Origin of the sequence: Aurantimonas sp. HBX-1, assembly GCF_021391535.1 — a bacterium.
GTDB lineage: Bacteria > Pseudomonadota > Alphaproteobacteria > Rhizobiales > Rhizobiaceae > Aurantimonas.
Genome location: NZ_CP090066.1, coordinates 1,552,878 through 1,571,717, shown reverse-complemented (window position 1 = coordinate 1,571,717; position 18,840 = coordinate 1,552,878). Strand labels below are relative to the sequence as shown.

Here is an 18,840-nt window from a genome sequence, read left to right as displayed (position 1 = left end):
AAATAGTCTTCTTCGGCTAGCGCTCATTATGGCCGCGCGCAAGCGTATTTAGACTGCACCGAAACCGAAACTCGGCACGCCGCGTGGTGAGTGAGAAGGGTCGGGTCATCACGAAGGAGACAATCATGTCGAAGACGAAACTCGCGGAACAGCGCCCGGTGAAGCTTTATCGGAGCGCGAAGTCAGGACACTGCCACCGCGTCCAGCTGATGCTCTCGCTGCTCGAAATCCCATATGAGACGATCGAGCTCGACATGGCGAACGGCGCGCACAAGGCAGCGGATTATCTGATGCTCAGCCCGCTCGGGGAGGTCCCGGCGATCGAGGACGACGGCGTGGTCCTGTCCGACTCGAACGCCATCATCACTTATCTCGCAGAACGCTATTCCGACGCTGGCAAATGGCGGGGCGCGACGCCGGTCGAGGCGGGCGAGGTGCAGCGCTGGCTCTCGATCGCCGCCGGCGAGATAGCCGCCGGCCCCTGCGCGGCCCGGCTCGTGACCGTCTTCGGCGCCAGCCTTGACCATGAGGCTGCCAAAGCGAAGTCCCGAGCTTTGTTCAAGCTTATGGACGCGCATCTTAAAGACCGCGACTGGCTTGCCGCCGATCGGACCACACTCGCCGACATTGCGGGCTACAGTTATGTCGCCCACGCCCCAGAGGGTGGCGTCGGACTCACCCCCTACCCCAAAATCCGCGCATGGCTTGCGCGCATCGAGGCGCTCCCGAACTTCGTCGGCATGGCCCGGTCGCCGGTCCTGGCCTGACGCCGAGCGGCTCGGGCTACCGCCAACCCATCGCGAACATTGAACCTCAGAGAGCGGAGATAGGCGATGACGACCCCGTCCTCACCTTTTCATCCGGGCGAAATCGAAGCGCAGCAGCGCGCCGGCACGGAAGCCGATGCCGCCGCCGGCGGGCGCTTCATCCGCGATAGCATGCCAGAGCAGCATCGCGAGTTCTTCGCGGCGCTTCCGTTCGTCGTCGTTGCAAGCGGCGACGAGACCGGTCAGCCATGGGTAACGATCCTGGAAGGGCAGCAAGGTTTCGTCGCATCTCCTGATGTGGGACACCTATCGATTGCGGCACGCCCCGGCCCTGGCGATCCGCTCAAGGCTGCGCTTGGTCCCGGATCGGCAATCGGCATGCTCGGGATCGAACTATCGACGCGCCGCCGCAACCGGCTAAACGGCACGGTCAGCGGGAACGGCGATGGACTTGAGATCGCGGTCCGGCAGAGTTTTGGGAACTGCCCCCAATACATCAACGAACGTGGGTGGTCGCGTGTCCCCACCCCTGCCGCGCCGTCCCCCCGCATCTCCGATCGGCTGGACGCGGATCAGATCGCCCAAATCGGGAAGGCGGACACCTTCTTCATCGGGTCCGGCCATGCGGCAGACGGTCGAGAAGCATCGGACGGTTTCGATGCCTCGCATCGCGGCGGACGCCCGGGATTCGTGCGCGTCGCGGACGAGCGGACGATCCTCATTCCGGACTATGCCGGGAACCGGTTCTTCAACACGATCGGGAATATCGTCGCAGATCCCCGCGCCGGCCTGCTCTTCGTCGACTTTGCGACCGGCGGCATGCTCCACGTCGCAGGGCGGGCCGAGATCGACTGGCAGCCGGTCGCGAGCCATGATCCGAACGCCCAGCGCATGATCACGGTGAGGGTCGAGACGGTCGTCGACCGACCAGGCGCCCTTTCGCTGCGCTGGAGCACCGACAGCGTCGAGCGCATGGACCTGGAGATCGTTGACAGGATCGCCGAGAGCGAGACGATCACGTCATTCATTATTGCGAATGCCGACGGAACGCCGCTCCCGCCGTTCGAAGCGGGCCAGTATCTGCCAATCGCGCTCGCCATTCCGGGCGTATCGGAGACGGTCAAGCGGACCTATTCGCTGTCCGGCTCTCCCCGTGACGACACCTGGCGCATCAGCGTCAAACGCGAGAATGACGGTCTCGCATCGCGCTTTTTTCACGACCATGTCGAGGCGGGAGACAGGATCGCCGCCTGGCGACCGGCAGGCGAGTTCCTTCTCCCGGAAGGCGAGGCGGGTCTCGTTCTCGTCAGTGCGGGAGTCGGGGCGACGGCGGTACTACCGATGCTGCATCAGAGCTTGTCGCAAGCCCCGCTGCGGCCAGTCTGGTTCGTGCACGGCGCCCGCGACGGGGCTGTCCACGCCTTCGGAGCGGAAGTGGACGCGGCCATTCGTCGGCATTCCAATGCCCGGCGCAAAGTCTTCTATTCAACGCCAACAGACCACGATCGGACAGGCACCACATACGACGTTCAGGGGCGCGTGACCGCGGCGGACCTCCTCGAACTCAAGGCCGGCTCTGACGCCCACTACATGATCTGCGGGCCGACGCGCTTTATCGCAGACCTTCGCGAGGGTCTGGAGACGGCAGGCGTGCCAGTCGATCAGATCCATTCCGAGACGTTCGGCCCCGCTGGCTGACCGCGCCTACGACGCTTCATGGGGTGTGAATGTAACGCGTTCGATCCCTGGTGCGTATAGGCCGCACTCAACGTGCATAATTTCCCCTTTCATGGAGATCGTCCGTGCTTCTCAACGACGCTATCGCGTCCGATGTCCCCGAGCTAGTTGCCCTCGTCAATTCCGCCTATCGGTCCCCGGGGGCTGTGGCAGGCTGGACGGACGAGAGGGGCTTGCTGGAGGGGCCAAGGGCCGACAGGCAAGCGATCCTGACGGCGCTCGACCACGGCCGAATGAGGGTTCTGCGGCCATCCTCTGGCGGCGCTCCTGTCGCCTGCGTCCATATCGCTCTCGATGAAGACCTGGGCTGGTATCTGTCTTTGCTTGCAGTGGATCCCGACCAGCAAGGCAAGGGAGTCGGCGGAGCACTCCTTGAGGAGGTCGCACGACAGGCGATCGAAGCCGGCATTCTCCGTCTCCGGATAACTGTGATCAAACAGCGACGGGATCTGATCGCCTGGTACGAGGCCCGCGGCTTTCGTTCGACCGGCGAGACCGTTCCCTTCCCCTGTGACGATCCCTCCCGTCGGGCGTCCCCTGCGCAACGATCTCGCATTGATCGTCCTGGAACGTCGCCTGGCTCTCTGAGGCACAGTAATCGCGATATCTCAGAAGAGGTTCGCGGCCGGGTTGGGCTCGCTCCAGTTGGCTGACCGGCCTCGGCTGTGCGAGCCGGAAAAATCTCCAACCGCGTTGTAATGGTCCGGTTCGGCCCCGCGTAGTCATCTTCAGAGGAAGCCTCCACCACCGGTGAGTTGGCGATCGTCCAGGAGACCTTCGATGACCGGATCGATGCGAAAGGGTCGCAGTGTTCATGCGAGGCCGCTCGGCCTCGCGCTCGCGGCCTTCTTGACGACCGGGGCGCTGGCCCTGCCGGCACATGCCGCCAGCCGGCCCGTCACGGTGGTGGAACTCTTCACCAGCCAGGGCTGCAGCTCCGTCCCGCCGGCCAATCGGAACGTGATGGATCTAGAGAAAAGGCCGGATCTTCTGCCGCTCAGCTTCAGTGTCACCTATTGGGACAAGCTCGGCTGGAAGGACACGTTCGGTGCGGAGGCCTTCACCACCCGCCAACGAGACTACGAGCCAAGCCTTGGCCGTGGCGGGCCGTTCACGCCGCAGGTCGTCGTCAACGGCCGCCACGACACTGTCAGCAACAAGGCCGATGCCCTGCGCGCCATGGTGGCAGGGGCGAAGCCGCCTGCCGACGTCGCGATCGACATCACCGGCAACGTCGTGAAGATCGGGACCGGCATGGCGCCCTCGTCCGGCGCCGACGTCTGGCTCGTCCGCTACAAGCCGGGGGTTCAAATCGTCGACATCGCGCGCGGCGAGAATGCAGGCACCACCCTCCCCGTTCCGAACGTTGTCACGGACATCAAGCATGTCGGGCGGTGGCTCGGCGTCGGTGTTTCAATTTTGGCGCCCGCTTCCGAAGACGGAGTGAAAACGGCGGTGATCATTCAAAAGCCCGCCGGACCGATCCTCTCGGCCGCGACCAACTGATCTCAACCAAACGCAGACTGGAAAGCTCAGGCAGTGGGTGGGCTAGCCCGGTTCCGAACCGAGGCTGCGGCCTTCATCTAGCTCAACCGGATCGTCGAAGTAACCAAGTTAACAAAAACACGATTTGTTAAATAAAAATATGGAAAATTTGGTTGAAGTTTGGGAAAAACATCTGGGTGCAGAGCTGTATTCCAAAGATATCGATGGGACTATGGCAACTATGGTTGATGACCCTTACGTCAATCATGTTCCGACCATGACTGGCGGAGTCGGCGCCAAGGAATTGCGACGTTTCTATGCGCATCACTTCATCACAGTTCAACCGGAAGACTTGGAGGTAACTCCAGTCAGCCGCACTGTCGGTCAGAATATGATCGTCGACGAAATGGTCGTCCGGTTCACCCACGATCGCCGGGTCGATTATTTCCTGCCAGGTGTCGAACCGACCAACCGACGCATCGAGATCGCTGCTGTGGTCATCGCGAAATTCCGCGACGGAAAGCTGGCGCATGAGCACATCTACTGGGACCAAGCATGCGTGCTCGTCCAGGCTGGACTGCTCGAGCGAGGAGACTTGCCGATAGCGGGTGTCGAAGCGACGCATAAGGTTCTTGACCCGACCTTGCCGAGCAATCGTCTCATGCACCGCGAGTGGGCCGAAAGCGAAGGACGTTTTTAGCCGATCGCGAGCAGTGCTTCGGCGTCGGTTTCTGACGAAGACTCGAAAACCCTGCGCTGCTGGGAATGCAGCAAGCCCGATGCCGATCAGATGCCGCGCCCGTCGGCCGGCTCAACCGGAAGCAAACTGAAGAACAGAGCTTCCTCTTCCAGGAGTAGTAAAATGACCAGACCCACCAGCCGGTTTGTACTGCCGCTCGGCGCCGCGCTTTTTGTGGCAAGCTCGGCCTTCGCGACGGTCGCCTTCGCCCAGGATGCGATGACGCCGCACACCGAAGACGCCATGCAGCCGGACGCGATGGCGCCCGACGCGATGGCTCCTGACACGACGACGTCTGACGCGATGAAGGCCGAAGACAACATGCAGCCGGAAGACACCATGTCTCCCGACGACGCGATGGCACCCGACGACGTGATGGCGCCCGACGGAGCTATGCAGTCGGACGACGCGATGACGCCGGATCAAATGAAGCCGAAGAAGTAACGGCAAGCCCGGAGCGTCCGGGCCTCTGCGCCCGGACGCTTTTCCCCCTTTTGAGGATGGCGGACATGACTGACACCGGCCTTCGCGTCGATGAGAAAGTTCCGGATGAAGTGAAGTTCGGTGAGCCGACGGTCGTATACCGGCATCGGCTCGCCACACGCGTCTGGCATTGGACGAACGTGGTGACGCTGTTCATTATGCTAATGAGCGGGCTGACCATCTTCAACGCTCATCCGCGCCTCTACTGGGGTCAATATGGGGCGAACCACGATTACGCCTGGCTGCAGATCGGCTCGGCGGAAAATCGCGGCTATCTCCGGGTCGGCAGCACCACCATCGACACGACGGGCGTGCTCGGTCGCTGGACGAGCGCATCAGGCACCACGGTCAACCGCGCCTTCCCCTATTGGGCGACGATCCCATCGAGCTACAATCTTGCGGTGGCGCGGCATTGGCATCTGTTCTTCGCGTGGATCTTTGCCGCCGGTATTCTCCTCTATGCGGTGTGGAGCCTCGTCGGCCGGCATCTCACGCGGGATCTGCTGCCAACGCGCAAGGAGATCGCCCCCTCCCATATCCTTCATGACATCGTTCAGCATGCCCGATTGCGGTTCCCGAAAGGGGAAGCTGCGCGGCATTACAACGTCCTGCAGAAGCTTTCCTATTGCGTCGTGCTGCTCGTGCTTCTGCCCGCCGTCGTGCTGACAGGGCTTACCATGTCACCGGCGATGAACGCCGCATGGCCATGGCTGCTGGACATCTTCGGCGGTCGGCAATCAGCGCGCTCGATCCACTTCATCGCCGCGACGCTTCTTGTGCTTTTCATCCTGGTCCACGTGGCGATGGTCGTGCTGGCCGGCCCGATCAACGAGGTCCGTTCGATGGTCACCGGCCGCTATCGTCTTCCCAAGGAGTGATCCGATGGTTTTCTCTCCCACCCGCCGCGGCTTCCTCACTGCTGGGCTCGTTAGTGCCGCCCCGCTTGTCCTCTCGGGCTGTGACGTCTTCGGTCTCGCTCAGTCACAAGGGGTGAACGACGCGCTTGGGTCTGCCGAGGATCTTGCAAGGCACGTGCAGCGCCTTCTCGGCGGCGATGCCTTGGCGCCGGAGTTCGAGGAGGCCGAGATGTCGCCGGTGTTCCGCACGAACGGCAACACCATGCCTGCCGACCCGGCGTATCAGGCGCTGGCACAGCGCAACTTCACCGGCTGGTCGCTGGCCGTCGACGGGCTGGTCGAGCGGCCCGTCCAATTCTTGCTTGCCGAGATCATGGCGATGCCCGCCCGCACCCAGATCACGCGGCACGACTGCGTCGAGGGCTGGAGCGCAATCGGCAAGTGGACCGGCGTGCCGCTCGCCAGGCTGCTCGACCAAGCAGGTCTCAAGCCGAATGCGCGGTACGTGGTCTTCCATTGCGCCGACGATTTCGGCGGCTCGAAATATTACGAGAGCATCGACCTCGGCGCCGCCTACCATCCCCAAACCATACTCGCCTACGGGATGAACGATGCGCCGCTTCCGATTGCGCACGGTGCGCCTCTACGCCTGCGGGTCGAGCGTCAGCTTGGCTACAAACATGCAAAATTCGTGATGCGGGTAGAGGCCGTCGCAAGCCTCGACGCCTTGGGTGGCGGACGAGGCGGCTACTGGGAGGATGCGATTGGATACGACTGGTACGCGGGAATTTGATCACTGACTTGCGTGCTCGCACACTGGCTCATGATCACGCGCCGATGCCCCGGGGCGCCGGATCTGATGGACTTCGGATACGAGACAGAGACGTTCGGTGAAGACGCAGCCGGAAAGGGACAACAAGTGCCGGTAAAAGCCCTCCGAGGTCGCGAAAGCGACGCAATCCGAAAACGTCCTGCGGCAGGCATTGCTTTTCGATGACCCATCCACGTGAGCAGCAATGGTCCGTCTGGATGGCGGCCGCGCTGGACGGCGACGAAGTCGCTTACCGCCACTTCCTCGAGGCGATAGCGCCGCATCTGCGGATGCTGGCCAGACGACGGATGGCAGCGTATGGGGCCGGCAACCAGGATCACGAGGATGTCGTGCAGGAAGCGCTTCTGGCCATTCATCTGAAACGCGGCACCTGGGACCCGCGCCGTCCGATAGGACCGTGGTTGTCGGTGATCCTGCGCAACAAGATCATCGACGCCCTGCGCCGCCGCGGGCACCGGGTGACCGTGCCAATCGACGACGTCATCGAAGTGATCGCGGACGAGCAGCCCGGAACGCCTACGGATGGGCAGGACATCAGCCGGATGATGGAAAATCTGAAGCCGGTTCAGCAGGACATCGTCCGATCCATCTCGTTGGAAGGTTCCAGCGTTCGCGACACGGCTGTACGGCTTTCGATGACCGAGAACGCGGTGCGTGTCTCGTTGCATCGGGCGCTCCGGAGCCTTGCCGCAATCTACCGTGGAGGAACACGATGATGTCCGACGACGACGGCTACCGCGGCCCGACTTCAGGAACCGACCATCTGATCGAGATTCTGGCGAAGGACGCTCGCAAATGGCACCGTTTCGGCACCGTGCTCCTCAGAGCCGTGGCCGTGGGTGTTGTCGCAGCGGCAGTCGTCTTCATCATTCTCATGAACCCTCGCCCCGATCTGGAACAGGTCGTCAGCACGGCCCGTGTCCTCTTCAAGTTCATCCTCACGGTGCCGCTCGCCGTCGCGATGATCGGACTGCTCGACCGGATCGGGCGGCCGGCCGCTCCGCTCGGGCCTTGGCCATGGCTACTTGGCGGCGTCGGAGCCGTTCTCGTCGGCGGGGTCGGCGTCGAACTCGCAATGGTGCCGTCGTCGGAATGGGGGGCAAGCCTCATCGGGACGAATGCGCGCTATTGCCTGATGTTCATTCCGCTGATCGCGATCGGACCGCTCGTCTGTTTTATCGTCGCGCTGCGCCAGGGAATGCCGGCTCATCCGGGCCTCGCGGGTGCTGCAGCGGGCGTCGCGTCGAGCGCGATCGCGGCGATCTTCTATGCAACCCACTGCCCTGACGACAGCCCGCTCTTCGTCGCCACCTGGTACACGCTCGCAACCTGCATCGTCGCCATCTGCGGCTATTTCGCGGGCCGGCGGTTTCTCTGACGAACCTAGTCAAGTGGAGCCAGCGTTCGCCAAACTGCCGGTTGATCCGATCCAGCGATGGACCATCAAGCCGCCTCGTTCCATCCAGCGGACAGGATGGATCGCCTTCTCCACCCATAGAGGAATACTTATGCCGATCGATCCGAACGCCGGCGTCACAATCACTGCCTTCGACTGGGTACCCGACCGGAAGGGGTCTGGTGCGAGACATCCGCGTCCGCTGGGCGTTAGAGAAGGTCGGACAGCTGAGAGCAATGGAAGAAAAGAGAAGAGAAGAGAAGAGACGGGTAACACGATAATTAGCGTCTCGCAGGGTCAGAGTGTTCCGGCCTCTGTGGCCCATGAGCTAAACAGAACTGGTGGCGAACTCGTGTGCCGCCCTCTTACGAAGCCGTTCACCGTCTCAGCCCGCTTCGATCACCGGATCTCTTTCCAAAACGGTAGAAGGGCGGCATTCCGAGCTACCGGTTCTTCTGATCGAACGAGAAACCGGTCGAACCGCCCGGTTCGATCGCCTCGTCGCCGGGACCAGACCTGCTCTTTTTGCCGACAAAATCCGTAGCGGCTTGTCCCCCGGTCAACGAAGACCCGAGCGAGCAATCGTCCATACCTCAGCATGAAGAAATCGCATGCAATCACCGTTCGCTACGGTTTCTCCAACACCGACCCGGCCGAACAGGCGACGGCCGGGATCGACCTGCCGGGTGCGCCGGCTGACCTCGCGAATGAGCCGCTTGCGCCATCCGGCCTAATCCTCCCGCAGCCGGCACATGCAAGGCAGCAGAGACGTCGCCTCGAAGGGAAGAGAATTTGAGTGAAATCCACGACGTCCTCATCGCCGGAGCAGGTATCTCCGGGCTCGCTCTGGCTCGCGCATTGTACCGGCGTGGCATCAACCCGCTCGTCCTCGAACAACGCATGAACGACAGGGACGCAGGACTTGCGATCAACCTTCCGGGCAACGCCATCGCTGCCCTGGCACAGCTCGGCCTTGGAGATGCGATCGGGTCATATGGACGGCCGGTCGAGCGCCGGGAGTATCGCTCGGCCAAGGACGACCTTCTCTTTGCCGTCGACGAGAAGCATTTTTGGGGCGATGCCATCACCCCGCGATGTGTACGGCGCGGCGACCTGATGGACCTGCTCGCGGCACATCTTCCCGCCGCGACCGTGAGGCGGGGCGTCAAGATCGACGGCGTCGAAGGAAAAATGGGCGATATGACAGTTCGCACCGAGGGTGGTGCCGAATTTCGCGCAAAGATCCTCGTGGGCAGCGATGGCGTGCATTCCACCGTGCGACGGCTGCGCTTCGAAGCCGGGTCGCCGGCGTCGGCCCGACTGGCATCGGCGAGTTGGCGTTTCATGGCGCCGAACCCCGGCGTCGGTGCCTGGACGGTGTGGACTGACGCGCATGCGACGGCGCTTCTGATCCCGGTCGAGCACGACGAAGTCTACGGCTGGGCCGCGGCGACCGGAAAGCAGCATCCGCGAGGTGATCTGTCCGATCTCCGACACCTTCTCGGCCGCTTTCCGGCGCAGGTGCGCGCATCGGTCGATTGGGCGCTCTTGGCCGAGGGGCGGATGCACTACTCGCCCCTCGAAGAAGTTCGGCTCGCAAGATGGAGCCGAGACGGGGCGATCCTCATCGGTGACGCCGCCCATGCCACCGCGCCGGTCTGGGCGCAGGGAGCGGCCCTCGGCATGGAAGACGCGATCGTCCTTTCTGGCCTCCTTGCCTCGCGCACGGACTGGAAGAATGTCGGCGAAGACTACGAGCGCCTGCGCCGTAACCGCGTCGAGCATGTCCAGACCATGACCGATCGCATGGCAAAGGCGGCCCGACTGCCTGTTGCCCTCCGCCCGTTTTTGATGCCCTTCCTCGGCCCGCGCAGCTACCGAGCGACCTTCGATCCGCTGAAGATCCCCGTCGTCGATACGCTGACAGCATAGAACGACCAGCGAGCCTGCGACCAGACGGCCCCGCTGGAGGAACGCCAGCAATATGCAACGGCTCGCCGATTGACTTGGCGCGCTATGTGATCGGGCGTTCCGCAGCCGCCTCACGGCTCTCGACGCGAGCGAGGGGACGCGAGCCCTGAGCCCTCCACCGTGTCCGCCGCCCGCTTCGCGCTGGCGGCGGCTCGTCCAACCTGGCTCACCACGTCCATGGCTTGCCGTCTCCGGCCCCAGCGCCGGACCCCTGCGAAGATGTAATGATAGGTGATCATTGCTCGTAGGCGCAGCAAGGCTCGAGGTGACCTCCCCGTCTCAGGGGCGCGTCCTGATACCTTGCCGAGGTGGCCCTGCCGCTCTCATCATTTGCAACGAGGAACTGCGATGAACGTCTCACGCCAGCCGGACACTACCAGCCTGGGCCCCGCTTCCGTCCAATCATCAGGAAATGACGCCGACCGGCCCCATTCGACGTATGACTTCGCCCGCGTCTATGAGAGGACGTCGAACCGCGTCACGGGACAGATTGCCGCGACTGCGCTTGATCGCATTCCCAATCTACACTGGGGCACGCGGATTCTCGACATCGCCGCCGGCGCCGGTGCGTTGAGCGTTCCTGCGGCGCTGGCCGGCGCGTCCGTCCTTGCAATCGACAGCGTCCCCGGCATGGTCGAACTCTTGGCCGAGAGACTTGCGCCGTTCCCGGGCTGCGAAGCGCGGCAGATGGATGGACAGGCCCTCTCGCTCGACGACAAGAGCTTCGATGCGACGTTCTCTCTCCTCGGCCTCAGCCTGTTTCCCGACTGGCAGCGCGGATTATCAGAGCAGGCCCGCGTCACCCGAACCGGTGGAATAGTCTGCGTGGCGACTTTGCGAAAGCCGCCAGCCGGCGGTCCCTTTCTCGTTATGGCCGAAGCACTCCGCGCCGTCTTTCCGGACATGCCGCCGGCGGCAACCCCGGAAGGCCTCATCGCACTGTCAGATCCGACGCGCCTGACCGAGGAGTTCGAGAAGGCCGGTCTCGCCGGGGTCCGGGTCGAAGAGTTCGACATCGTGTGGGAAGGTCCTGCCGGACAAACCTACCTCGATGAGCTCGGTGAACTGCACCGATACATGAACGTCTACACTGGATTGAGCAAAGCCGACCAGCGACGCGTGGATGACGCGATCCTGTCAATCGTCGACCGTGTCAGGACAGGTGATCGGGTCGTTCTGAGATCTCCCATTCTTCTGGCTGTCGGGACGCGCCAATGAGCAGTTTCCGCCGAGCCGCAGCCCGTAGGTGCCCCCCATCGGGACCTGCGGGCCTAACCCGACGGCCGGAGACCACATCGTCGATATCTGGGAAGCGCTCGAACCTCCGGCACAGGGTGATCTGCGAGCGAAAGCCTCTCGGAGGTGCTTTGCAAAGTTGTCTGTAATGGCGGCCGATGTCGGCGCGTATGTTCAGGCGGAAAGCGAATGTCGCTTCGATCCGAGTCCTGCGCAGCTTCGATGCTCTGCCGGCTCACGTGTCTGGGCGACGGAGATGTAAAGCAGAGACTGGAGGACAGCATGCCCCCCTATAATGACCAAGATCTGGCTCTCTTCACCGCGCCTACTGACCGGGTTCAATCCACCAACATGCGTATTGAACGGACCGGCCGAGCCATCGCTCTTGCGGGCGTGGTAATCCCGCTTCTTCTAATCGGGCTTTTGAAGTTCACCGCAATCGAGGTCGAGGCTCTGAAGCCTGTCATCGGCGGGACGCCTTGGCTGTCCTGGCTCTATCTCGTTTTCGGCGAGACCGGGGCATCCTGGCTGCTGGGCATCGTCGAGATCGCGACGGCGGCGCTTCTGCTTGCGTCCGTTCGCTATCCGAAGGCGGGCCTCGCAGGTGGCTTTCTCGGCGCGCTTACCTTTGCCGTAACGGTGTCCACGATGCTGGCCCTGCCGATTTGGGAAGAAGGTTCGGGCGGCTTTCCGTTCCTGAACTTCCTTGGCTCTTTCCTCGTGAAGGACATCGCTCTCCTCGGCGTCAGTCTGGTTATTCTCGGCGAAAGCCTGGCTCGCCTCAAATAGACACCTCGCCTGCCGCCCGTCCGAAAAAGAGACCACCATGACGACCAAAGCAATCAACGACGTCCAGATCCTGTTTGTGGAGATGCAGCCGCCGATCGTTGCCTCCTCCGCCACCCTGCCCCCGAACTCGCTGAAGCGCGCTGCGACCGCCGTGACGCGGATGGCTGACGCGCTGGCGCTACCGACGACGGCATCGGTCGTGCCCCTTGGCGACGAATCGCCCGCCCCGATCGATGAACTCGCTTCGATCGGCGTTCTGGTTCGCACCACGATCAGCGCTCTTGCCGACACGGCGTGCCGCACGCGCGTGACGAACAACCAGCGCTCGACGGTCGTCCTTGCCGGTGTCTCGTCCGAGATTGCGGTCCTGCACACGGCTCTCGATGCGCGGCAAGAAGGTTACGATGTCGTAGTGCTGGTCGATTGTTGCGGCGGCCTCAGCAACCGAACCGAGGCAACCGCGCTCGATCAGATGCGCGCGGCCGGGGTGGTGGTCACCAATATTTCCAGCTTCTTTACAGGTCTCGTCGGCGACATGGCCTCTCCCGAAGGCGGTGCCGTGATGGCGACGCTGGCAGAGTTCTGGTCGTGGGGCAGATGAACGGCACCGAATATCCCGAGGCGGTTCTGTTCGTGCATTTCGGGCAGCAGGTCACCTCTCACAAACGCTGATTTATGAGAGGGACCGTGGTTGCTTGGGTGGATGAAGGTGAATGCCTCGGCGGCCGCGCTCGGTGACACGTTCCCGCACGTGCCCCCAGTCGGACGTCATGTTCCGTCAGGCTGATGCACCCTCTGGCCTTGGCGCCGCGGTGGCCGCGAAGTAGCGCGGTGGCTCGGCGTGTCGGTCTCTTCCCTCCACGAGCACCTGTCAGCAGCGCGGGCGACAATCAACCGCAAGGAGCCGGCCTGCTGGGCATGTCGAACGATCCGGTCGTCACGGCCGCCTCAGCCAGATCAGGATTCGAACAGTTCGATGATCTCACCGTTGGGTCCCTCGACGTGTGCAGCGCGCACCTCAAACGAGCGCTCGAAGGGCGGCTGGGCCTTCAGCGTAATCGTGGTCGGGCCGTCCCATATCCCACCTTTTCCGTCTTCGATCGGATGCGGTTTGGCACCTGCGGCGAGTGCGCGATCGTAGGCTGCTTCCAGATCCGAAACACGAAGCCCGATGTGATGCAAACTCGCGTCTGAACCGTCTGGTCGCCCGGCATTGTCCGGCGCGGATATGATTTCAAGAATCTGACCGTCGCCCATGTCCATCTGCGCACCTCTGAGTGGATTGCGGAAATGGATTTGACCGCCGCGTTGCGCGTCGACGCCATCCCACCGAAACAGGAGCTCGAATCCGAAGGCTTGTTCGTAAAAGGCGATGGTTTCGTCCATGTCGAAAGCAGCGACATTGATATGATGGAGGCCTGTTCCGTGGAGCAGGTGAATGGGTTTAGGGCCTTGCGCTTCGGAAGTAACGGCTGGCGACGATGCGTCATCGTGGTGCGCGGGTTGAGCGGCAGCGCAGATAGACATAAGGCAGGATGCCACGCAGAGCGTCATACGGGTGGGAAAGTTCATCCTAGTCTCCTTGGTTCGAGCGTTGAAGTTTTCGACGCTGCGGGTCGGCAGGACGACGCCTGCGAGAACGAGCAGCGGCCGGGCCCGGTGATCCCGCAAAGTCGATGGTGAGCCGATCGGACGAGGCGGTCTGCGCGTTTAGCAGGGGTCACGGACGCTCCAGATAGCGACGAGGAAGACCGCGACAGTCGTCAGCTGTCGGGCGGACGCGCGTTTGCCAGAACATGTCCCCAGCGGCTGCGGACGGTGCCGCGTCCTGTCGGACGGATCGTTTCTGCCGACTTCGCCGATGGATCTGAACTGGCGTTTCCGACAAAGTCCGTGTCAAAAACGACAAACCGGCGGGCGAGCAGGAGGTTGCGATGGGTCTATTGGAATCGCGCACGGCGGCAGCAGAGGTCGGAATCCTGCTCTACCCACAGTGCTACATTGGGATGGTCCAGGGAATGACTGACCTTCTGCAGGTTGCGAGCGACTTCTCCGTCGCCCAAGGCGGACCGCCGCTGCGCCTCACGCACTGGGACATGGACGGGACGGGCGTGATCGGCCGCGTGTTCGACACGCACCCCGGCAGCGAGCGTCGCCCGGAGGTCGTGATTGCGCCCGCGCTCGCGCTGGACCGCGTCCCGGGGCCGGTGGACGTGGAGACAGCGGCGCCGTTCGCAACGTGGCTGGCGAAGCGGCATGCCGAAGGTACGACGTTGGCCGCCACCGGCTGCGGAACTTTCGTTCTCGCAGCGGCGGGCGTGCTGGCTGGACGCCCTGCGACCACCCACTGGCGGTACGCGGACATGCTCCGGCAAAGCTTCCCGAACGTGAAGGTCGACGCGGACAAAGTAGTGATCGAGGATGGCGATATTCTCACCGCCGGCGGCATGATGGCTTGGACGGACCTGGGCATGCGCCTCATCGACCGGCTCCTCGGACCTACTGTCATGGTGGAAGCCGCGCAGTTTTGGCTGATCGATCCGGCCGGTCGCGAGCAGCAGCACTACAGCACCTTGGTGCCGCGCCTCACGCACAGCGACGAGCCAATCCTCAAGGTGCAGCGCCGGCTGCAATCCGACCCGACACAGGCCATCACCGTTGCGGGCATGGCGTGCGAGGCGTCGATGGAGACGCGGACGTTCCTCCGCCGCTTCAAGGCCGCGACCGGCATGACGCCGACCGCGTACCTGCAGCAGCTTAGGATCGGCAGGGCACGCGAGCTCCTTCAGTTCACTCGGCAGCCGGTGGAACAAGTGGCCTGGACGGTTGGTTACGGTGATACTGCGGCGTTCCGACGAATTTTCCAGCGGCTCGTTGGTCTCTCACCGAGTGAATATCGCCGGCGCTTCAGGTCGAGCCGGCGCGATGGCATGATAGGCTGATGAGCTGGCGCCGATCACCGGCGCCGCGTCACCGCTGGGTCATCAGCGGGATCATCCACGTCCCGAAATAGGTTTCCGGTGAAGGATGCGCCCGAAGCTCATGGCCCGCAAAGACCCTCTACGACCGGTTCGTCAGGTGGGCTGCTAAGGGCGCGTGGGTCGACGTCTCCCACGCTCTGGCAGCGGTTAACGGATTGCCCGCCGCCATCCCGATCGACTCGTCGCCTGTGCAAGCCATCGTTGCGCCAGCGGCGGCAATGGCAGGAGCGGGGCTAGGCGATCGGCCGGTTGCGGGACGGCTGTCATTCGGCGTGCGATTTTGGGTCTGACGCATATCCGATGACGATCATGCTGCGCCGAGCAGCCGCGCTTCCAGCAGATCGATCTTGGCGCGACCATACATCTGACGCTTCACGAGCTTCAGTTTGTTGACCTGGCCTTCGGTCTGGCCGTTCGACCACGGTTCGGTCACCGCGGCCCGGACAGCGGCCAGATCGTTTCTGAGGCCTCGGGCGAACGAGGCCAAGAGGCTCGAACTGGCGTCGGTAATCCAGGGATCGAGATCCAAGACGGCGCGACCGCGGACGACGGCTTGGAAACGATCGAGGAGAACCCGCGCATCCGCCAAGGTAGGGGCGCCGGCCTCTGTCGAGGAAGGGCAGATGCGGATCGAGTGAGCCCAACCGTGTGCGAAAGACGTCATTGCGTTCGCCGCGGACGATCTGACGAACCAGCCCGCGGCTTCGCCCCGTCCGCCTCACGATCTCCTTGACCGAAACACCTTCGGCGACCAGGCCCGTCACAACGGCGTTCGTTTCCTCGCGCCGCAAGAAGCCTTGGTATTGCAAGGCTTCGGCGGACGTCAGGAGGTCTGGATTAATGACAGTGGCACCAATCGCAGCGCGAATTGGCTTCATCGACTTCTTGACGGCATCAAGGAATGCGGCGCTGGCGTTCTCCATTAGATGCCAGCGATCGGCGGCCTGAAGGGCATTCGGCAGCGCTCGTGCGGTGGCCTCTCCGTAACCTCCGCCGCGATCACGGGATACGACGGTGATCTCGGGGTGATCTGACAGCCAGGCGGCGACGGTGGCAATCTCGCGGTCCGGCAGGAGCTTCACGATACGCCGCCGCTCAAGGTCGCAGACGATCGATCCGTAGTGGTGGTTCCGCCGAAATGCGAAGTCGTCGACGCCGACTGCCGCCAAAGGCTCCATCCACTGCCGTGCCCGGCGCCGGACGACCTCCTTGTCGCCTTGTCATACGTTTAGACGAATTTCGATCTGCGGCATGGCCTTCCTGCCTCATGCTGCTGGTAAGAGATCCCGCTCCGAAGGCTTTGAGCAAGGAGCCCTCAGGCGGTGAGCACCGCTGGCCCTGCTGAGGTGGGCGAAGCACCATGCCGACAGCCTTGTTGCCAGCAAGCCTGTAATACCATATTACAGGATTGGCTGGTCACGAAGCGGCGATAGTCGCCTAATTGCAGCCCAACCAAAGCGGAGGATCCCAATGACCGTCAAGACAATGTTACTCGGCCTGACTGCGGCCCTTATTCCCTTTTCTGTCAGTCATGCGCAGGACGCAGCCGCGTCATATCCTGACCGGACAATCACCATTGTAGTTGCCTATCCGCCTGGTGGGTTCAATGATCAGGTGGCACGGCTTCTTGCCGAGGATCTCAGCACACGCTTCGACGAAACGGTGATAGTCGACAATCGGCCGGGCGGCGGCACGGTGGTCGGCACCGACCTCGTGGCAAAGGCAGAACCGGATGGCTACACACTTGGCATCTCCCCCTTCGCGTTCGCGGTTAACCCCGGCCTATTCGCGGACCTGCCGTACGACACCGAAACGGATTTCGCACACATCGCCGTGCTAGGGGGCGCCTTCAACGTGCTCGCGGCCCATCCCGATTTCCCCGCAGATACGGTCGCGGAGCTCATCGAGCATGCCAAGCAGAACCCCGGCGAAATCAACTACGGCTCAGCCGGCAACGGCTCCTCCAACCACCTCTCGGCCGAGCTCTTCAAGAGTCTCACCGGAACGGAATTGGCGCACATTCCCTATGGCGGTAGCGCCCCGGCGCGTACCGATTTGGTGGCCGGCCGCGTCGACGTGATGTTCGACAATCTGACCAATGTCCAGGCACTCATTGAAAGCGGCAAGCTGAAGGCGCTGGGCGTTACTATCAACGAGGAATCTGACCTGATGCCGGGCGTTCCGCCCGTCTCCGCCACGGTGCCTGGTTACGAGGTGACGGTCTGGTGGGGGCTTGTCGCTCCCGCCGGCGTCCCCGAACCCATCGTCGCCAAGCTCAACAATGCGGTGAACGAGTTCCTCGCCAAGGAGGACACGATCGAGAAGTTCCAAGCACAGGGCGTGCTGCCGATCGGCGGAACGGTCGATGAGGCGGAAGCCTATGTCGCCGAGCAGATGAAGACATGGATTCCTGTCGCCGAGCAGACCGGCATGAAGGTCGATTAACACCACGCTCCTCCGTCCCTCGCCCCGGCCATGACATGGCGGCCGGGGCCAACTCCCGACCGAGGACGACGATGGCAACCGCCCTTCTGACCGACCCCATCGACCCGACGATGGCCGCGCGCCTAGAGCAGCACGCAAGGATTTTAACGCTGGAAGGCGACGATCCGGGAGAGCTGGAAGGGGCGATCGCCGAAGCGGACGTCGTGCTGGTTCGGCGGGCAATTCCGGCGGAATTTCTTTCAAAGGCGTCGCGGCTGCGTGCGCTGCTTAGGCATGGCGCGGGGCTGGACTTCATCCCCCTCTCCGAGGCTTCGCGGCTCGCGATTGCAGTTACCAATGTTCCCAACGCAAACGCCAACGCCGTGGCCGAGCACGCCATCGGCGTCATGCTCGCGCTCGCGCGACGGATCAGTGTCAACGACCGCAGCTTACGCCGCGGCGCCTGGAGCAGCTTGCGCACGGTGGCCCCGGAGACGACCGAACTTGGCGGTCGAACGGTCGGCCTTATCGGCTATGGAAACATCGGCCAGCGCCTTGCGGCAATCTGCCGTCTGGGCTTCGGCATGAGGGTTCTGGCGACCCGGCGCAGCGAAGCAGCAAGATCCGGCTCCGTCACCTTCGTTGATCTTCTCACGCTGCTCGAGGAAAGCGATTTCGTCGTGATCGCCTGCCCTTTGACCAAGGAGACGCAAGGCATGATTGGCCCCTGTGAACTCGACCGCATGCGCCGCTCCGCATTCCTCGTCAACGTCGCGCGCGGGGCGATTGTCGACGAGGATGCGTTGGCGTCGCGACTTGCGGACGGGCGTCTTGCCGGGGCCGCCCTCGACGTCTTCACGACGCAGCCGCTTCCAGTCAATCACTTGCTCCGCCGGCTCGAGACCGTTGTGCTGACGCCGCACGTCGCCGGCATCACCGGCGAGAGCATGCGGGCAATGAGCGAAACCGCGGTAGAGGATGCCATCGCAATCATTGGCGGCAGACGTCCCATCCATCTAGTCAATGCTGATGAATGGCCACGGATCCTTTCGCGCTGGCAGCAGCTCGGCGCAAAAACCGACTCATGCGCGCCATCAGAGCCAGGTTGATTGGCAAGAGCGAAAGGTCCAGCCCGATTGCTTG

General features: G+C 63.0%; 18 protein-coding genes and 2 pseudogenes. 18 read left to right on the top strand and 2 right to left on the bottom strand.

Annotation, left to right across the window (positions count from 1 at the left end):
• Positions 1 to 125 precede the first annotated feature (125 nt).
• From LXB15_RS07455 to LXB15_RS07395, 14 genes are all read left to right on the top strand, one after another.
• Complete coding sequence (locus tag LXB15_RS07455) at positions 126 to 767, top strand: glutathione S-transferase family protein (RefSeq protein WP_233952081.1); 642 nt, start codon at positions 126 to 128, stop codon at positions 765 to 767.
• Between the two features lie 66 nt (positions 768 to 833).
• On the top strand, positions 834 to 2,465 hold the full coding sequence (locus tag LXB15_RS07450; RefSeq protein ID WP_233952080.1) for a pyridoxamine 5'-phosphate oxidase family protein: 1,632 nt from the start codon (positions 834 to 836) through the stop codon (positions 2,463 to 2,465).
• Between the two features lie 104 nt (positions 2,466 to 2,569).
• Entirely contained in the window at positions 2,570 to 3,157 is a 588-nt protein-coding gene (locus LXB15_RS21110; RefSeq protein ID WP_370640187.1) for a GNAT family N-acetyltransferase, read from the top strand.
• A gap of 127 nt (positions 3,158 to 3,284) precedes the next feature.
• Positions 3,285 to 4,010, top strand: a complete 726-nt coding sequence (locus tag LXB15_RS07445; RefSeq protein ID WP_233952079.1) for a thioredoxin family protein — start codon at positions 3,285 to 3,287, stop codon at positions 4,008 to 4,010.
• Between the two features lie 139 nt (positions 4,011 to 4,149).
• The gene (locus tag LXB15_RS07440; protein WP_233952078.1) at positions 4,150 to 4,689 is read left to right on the top strand and encodes a nuclear transport factor 2 family protein; all 540 of its coding nucleotides are present in this window, start codon (positions 4,150 to 4,152) and stop codon (positions 4,687 to 4,689) included.
• Positions 4,690 to 4,851: 162 nt separating this feature from the next.
• Positions 4,852 to 5,172 (top strand): hypothetical protein, encoded by a 321-nt coding sequence (locus LXB15_RS07435; protein ID WP_233952077.1) that lies wholly within the window; start codon positions 4,852 to 4,854, stop codon positions 5,170 to 5,172.
• Positions 5,173 to 5,237: 65 nt separating this feature from the next.
• Positions 5,238 to 6,089 (top strand): cytochrome b/b6 domain-containing protein, encoded by an 852-nt coding sequence (locus LXB15_RS07430; RefSeq protein ID WP_233952076.1) that lies wholly within the window; start codon positions 5,238 to 5,240, stop codon positions 6,087 to 6,089.
• 4 nt (positions 6,090 to 6,093) lie between these two features.
• Positions 6,094 to 6,861 carry a molybdopterin-binding protein gene (locus LXB15_RS07425; RefSeq protein ID WP_233952074.1) on the top strand — a complete coding sequence of 256 codons (768 nt, stop codon included), beginning with the start codon at positions 6,094 to 6,096 and terminating at the stop codon, positions 6,859 to 6,861.
• Positions 6,862 to 7,061: 200 nt separating this feature from the next.
• On the top strand, positions 7,062 to 7,616 hold the full coding sequence (locus LXB15_RS07420) for a sigma-70 family RNA polymerase sigma factor (protein WP_233952072.1): 555 nt from the start codon (positions 7,062 to 7,064) through the stop codon (positions 7,614 to 7,616).
• Positions 7,616 to 8,278 (top strand): NrsF family protein, encoded by a 663-nt coding sequence (locus tag LXB15_RS07415; protein WP_233952069.1) that lies wholly within the window; start codon positions 7,616 to 7,618, stop codon positions 8,276 to 8,278. Before LXB15_RS07420 ends, LXB15_RS07415 begins: the two co-directional genes overlap by 1 nt.
• An 810-nt stretch (positions 8,279 to 9,088) precedes the next feature.
• Positions 9,089 to 10,228 (top strand): FAD-dependent monooxygenase, encoded by a 1,140-nt coding sequence (locus tag LXB15_RS07410; protein WP_233952067.1) that lies wholly within the window; start codon positions 9,089 to 9,091, stop codon positions 10,226 to 10,228.
• Positions 10,229 to 10,615: 387 nt separating this feature from the next.
• The gene (locus LXB15_RS07405; protein WP_233952065.1) at positions 10,616 to 11,485 is read left to right on the top strand and encodes a class I SAM-dependent methyltransferase; all 870 of its coding nucleotides are present in this window, start codon (positions 10,616 to 10,618) and stop codon (positions 11,483 to 11,485) included.
• Between the two features lie 300 nt (positions 11,486 to 11,785).
• Positions 11,786 to 12,292 carry a DUF417 family protein gene (locus LXB15_RS07400; protein WP_233952063.1) on the top strand — a complete coding sequence of 169 codons (507 nt, stop codon included), beginning with the start codon at positions 11,786 to 11,788 and terminating at the stop codon, positions 12,290 to 12,292.
• Between the two features lie 37 nt (positions 12,293 to 12,329).
• Positions 12,330 to 12,893 carry an isochorismatase family protein gene (locus LXB15_RS07395; protein WP_233952061.1) on the top strand — a complete coding sequence of 188 codons (564 nt, stop codon included), beginning with the start codon at positions 12,330 to 12,332 and terminating at the stop codon, positions 12,891 to 12,893.
• Between the two features lie 356 nt (positions 12,894 to 13,249).
• Here the strand turns inward: LXB15_RS07395 and LXB15_RS07390 are convergent, their stop codons facing one another.
• Positions 13,250 to 13,864 carry a VOC family protein gene (locus LXB15_RS07390; RefSeq protein WP_233952059.1) on the bottom strand — a complete coding sequence of 205 codons (615 nt, stop codon included), beginning with the start codon at positions 13,862 to 13,864 and terminating at the stop codon, positions 13,250 to 13,252.
• A gap of 362 nt (positions 13,865 to 14,226) precedes the next feature.
• Here LXB15_RS07390 and LXB15_RS07385 point away from each other — a divergent pair, with 362 nt between their 5' ends.
• Both LXB15_RS07385 and LXB15_RS07380 read left to right on the top strand, forming a co-directional pair.
• Complete coding sequence (locus tag LXB15_RS07385; protein ID WP_233952057.1) at positions 14,227 to 15,234, top strand: GlxA family transcriptional regulator; 1,008 nt, start codon at positions 14,227 to 14,229, stop codon at positions 15,232 to 15,234.
• A 32-nt stretch (positions 15,235 to 15,266) separates the two neighbouring features.
• A pseudogene (locus tag LXB15_RS07380) lies at positions 15,267 to 15,496 on the top strand (IS5/IS1182 family transposase); the annotation flags it as partial.
• Positions 15,497 to 15,580: 84 nt separating this feature from the next.
• On the opposite strand, the pseudogene LXB15_RS07375 reads toward LXB15_RS07380, so the two are convergent.
• Positions 15,581 to 16,475 (bottom strand): annotated as a pseudogene (locus tag LXB15_RS07375) (ISL3 family transposase); the annotation flags it as partial.
• 268 nt (positions 16,476 to 16,743) lie between these two features.
• Between LXB15_RS07375 and LXB15_RS07370 the strand changes: the two are divergent.
• The gene (locus LXB15_RS07370; protein ID WP_233952055.1) at positions 16,744 to 17,718 is read left to right on the top strand and encodes a tripartite tricarboxylate transporter substrate binding protein; all 975 of its coding nucleotides are present in this window, start codon (positions 16,744 to 16,746) and stop codon (positions 17,716 to 17,718) included.
• Between the two features lie 71 nt (positions 17,719 to 17,789).
• Positions 17,790 to 18,806 carry a hydroxyacid dehydrogenase gene (locus LXB15_RS07365; protein ID WP_233952053.1) on the top strand — a complete coding sequence of 339 codons (1,017 nt, stop codon included), beginning with the start codon at positions 17,790 to 17,792 and terminating at the stop codon, positions 18,804 to 18,806.
• Positions 18,807 to 18,840: the final 34 nt, after the last annotated feature.

Excerpts from the sequence above, each read along its gene's own strand:
- LXB15_RS07420 (WP_233952072.1), top strand. The coding sequence starts at position 7,062 with ATGACCCATCCACGTGAGCAGCAATGGTCCGTCTGGATGGCGGCCGCG.
- LXB15_RS07395 (WP_233952061.1), top strand. The coding sequence starts at position 12,330 with ATGACGACCAAAGCAATCAACGACGTCCAGATCCTGTTTGTGGAGATG.
- LXB15_RS07455 (WP_233952081.1), top strand. The coding sequence starts at position 126 with ATGTCGAAGACGAAACTCGCGGAACAGCGCCCGGTGAAGCTTTATCGG.
- LXB15_RS07430 (WP_233952076.1), top strand. The coding sequence starts at position 5,238 with ATGACTGACACCGGCCTTCGCGTCGATGAGAAAGTTCCGGATGAAGTG.
- LXB15_RS07390 (WP_233952059.1), bottom strand. The coding sequence starts at position 13,864 with ATGAACTTTCCCACCCGTATGACGCTCTGCGTGGCATCCTGCCTTATG.
- LXB15_RS07415 (WP_233952069.1), top strand. The coding sequence starts at position 7,616 with ATGTCCGACGACGACGGCTACCGCGGCCCGACTTCAGGAACCGACCAT.
- LXB15_RS07435 (WP_233952077.1), top strand. The coding sequence starts at position 4,852 with ATGACCAGACCCACCAGCCGGTTTGTACTGCCGCTCGGCGCCGCGCTT.
- LXB15_RS07385 (WP_233952057.1), top strand. The coding sequence starts at position 14,227 with ATGGGTCTATTGGAATCGCGCACGGCGGCAGCAGAGGTCGGAATCCTG.
- LXB15_RS07365 (WP_233952053.1), top strand. The coding sequence starts at position 17,790 with ATGGCAACCGCCCTTCTGACCGACCCCATCGACCCGACGATGGCCGCG.
- LXB15_RS07450 (WP_233952080.1), top strand. The coding sequence starts at position 834 with ATGACGACCCCGTCCTCACCTTTTCATCCGGGCGAAATCGAAGCGCAG.
- LXB15_RS07440 (WP_233952078.1), top strand. The coding sequence starts at position 4,150 with ATGGAAAATTTGGTTGAAGTTTGGGAAAAACATCTGGGTGCAGAGCTG.
- LXB15_RS07405 (WP_233952065.1), top strand. The coding sequence starts at position 10,616 with ATGAACGTCTCACGCCAGCCGGACACTACCAGCCTGGGCCCCGCTTCC.
- LXB15_RS07370 (WP_233952055.1), top strand. The coding sequence starts at position 16,744 with ATGACCGTCAAGACAATGTTACTCGGCCTGACTGCGGCCCTTATTCCC.
- LXB15_RS07425 (WP_233952074.1), top strand. The coding sequence starts at position 6,094 with ATGGTTTTCTCTCCCACCCGCCGCGGCTTCCTCACTGCTGGGCTCGTT.
- LXB15_RS07445 (WP_233952079.1), top strand. The coding sequence starts at position 3,285 with ATGACCGGATCGATGCGAAAGGGTCGCAGTGTTCATGCGAGGCCGCTC.
- LXB15_RS07400 (WP_233952063.1), top strand. The coding sequence starts at position 11,786 with ATGCCCCCCTATAATGACCAAGATCTGGCTCTCTTCACCGCGCCTACT.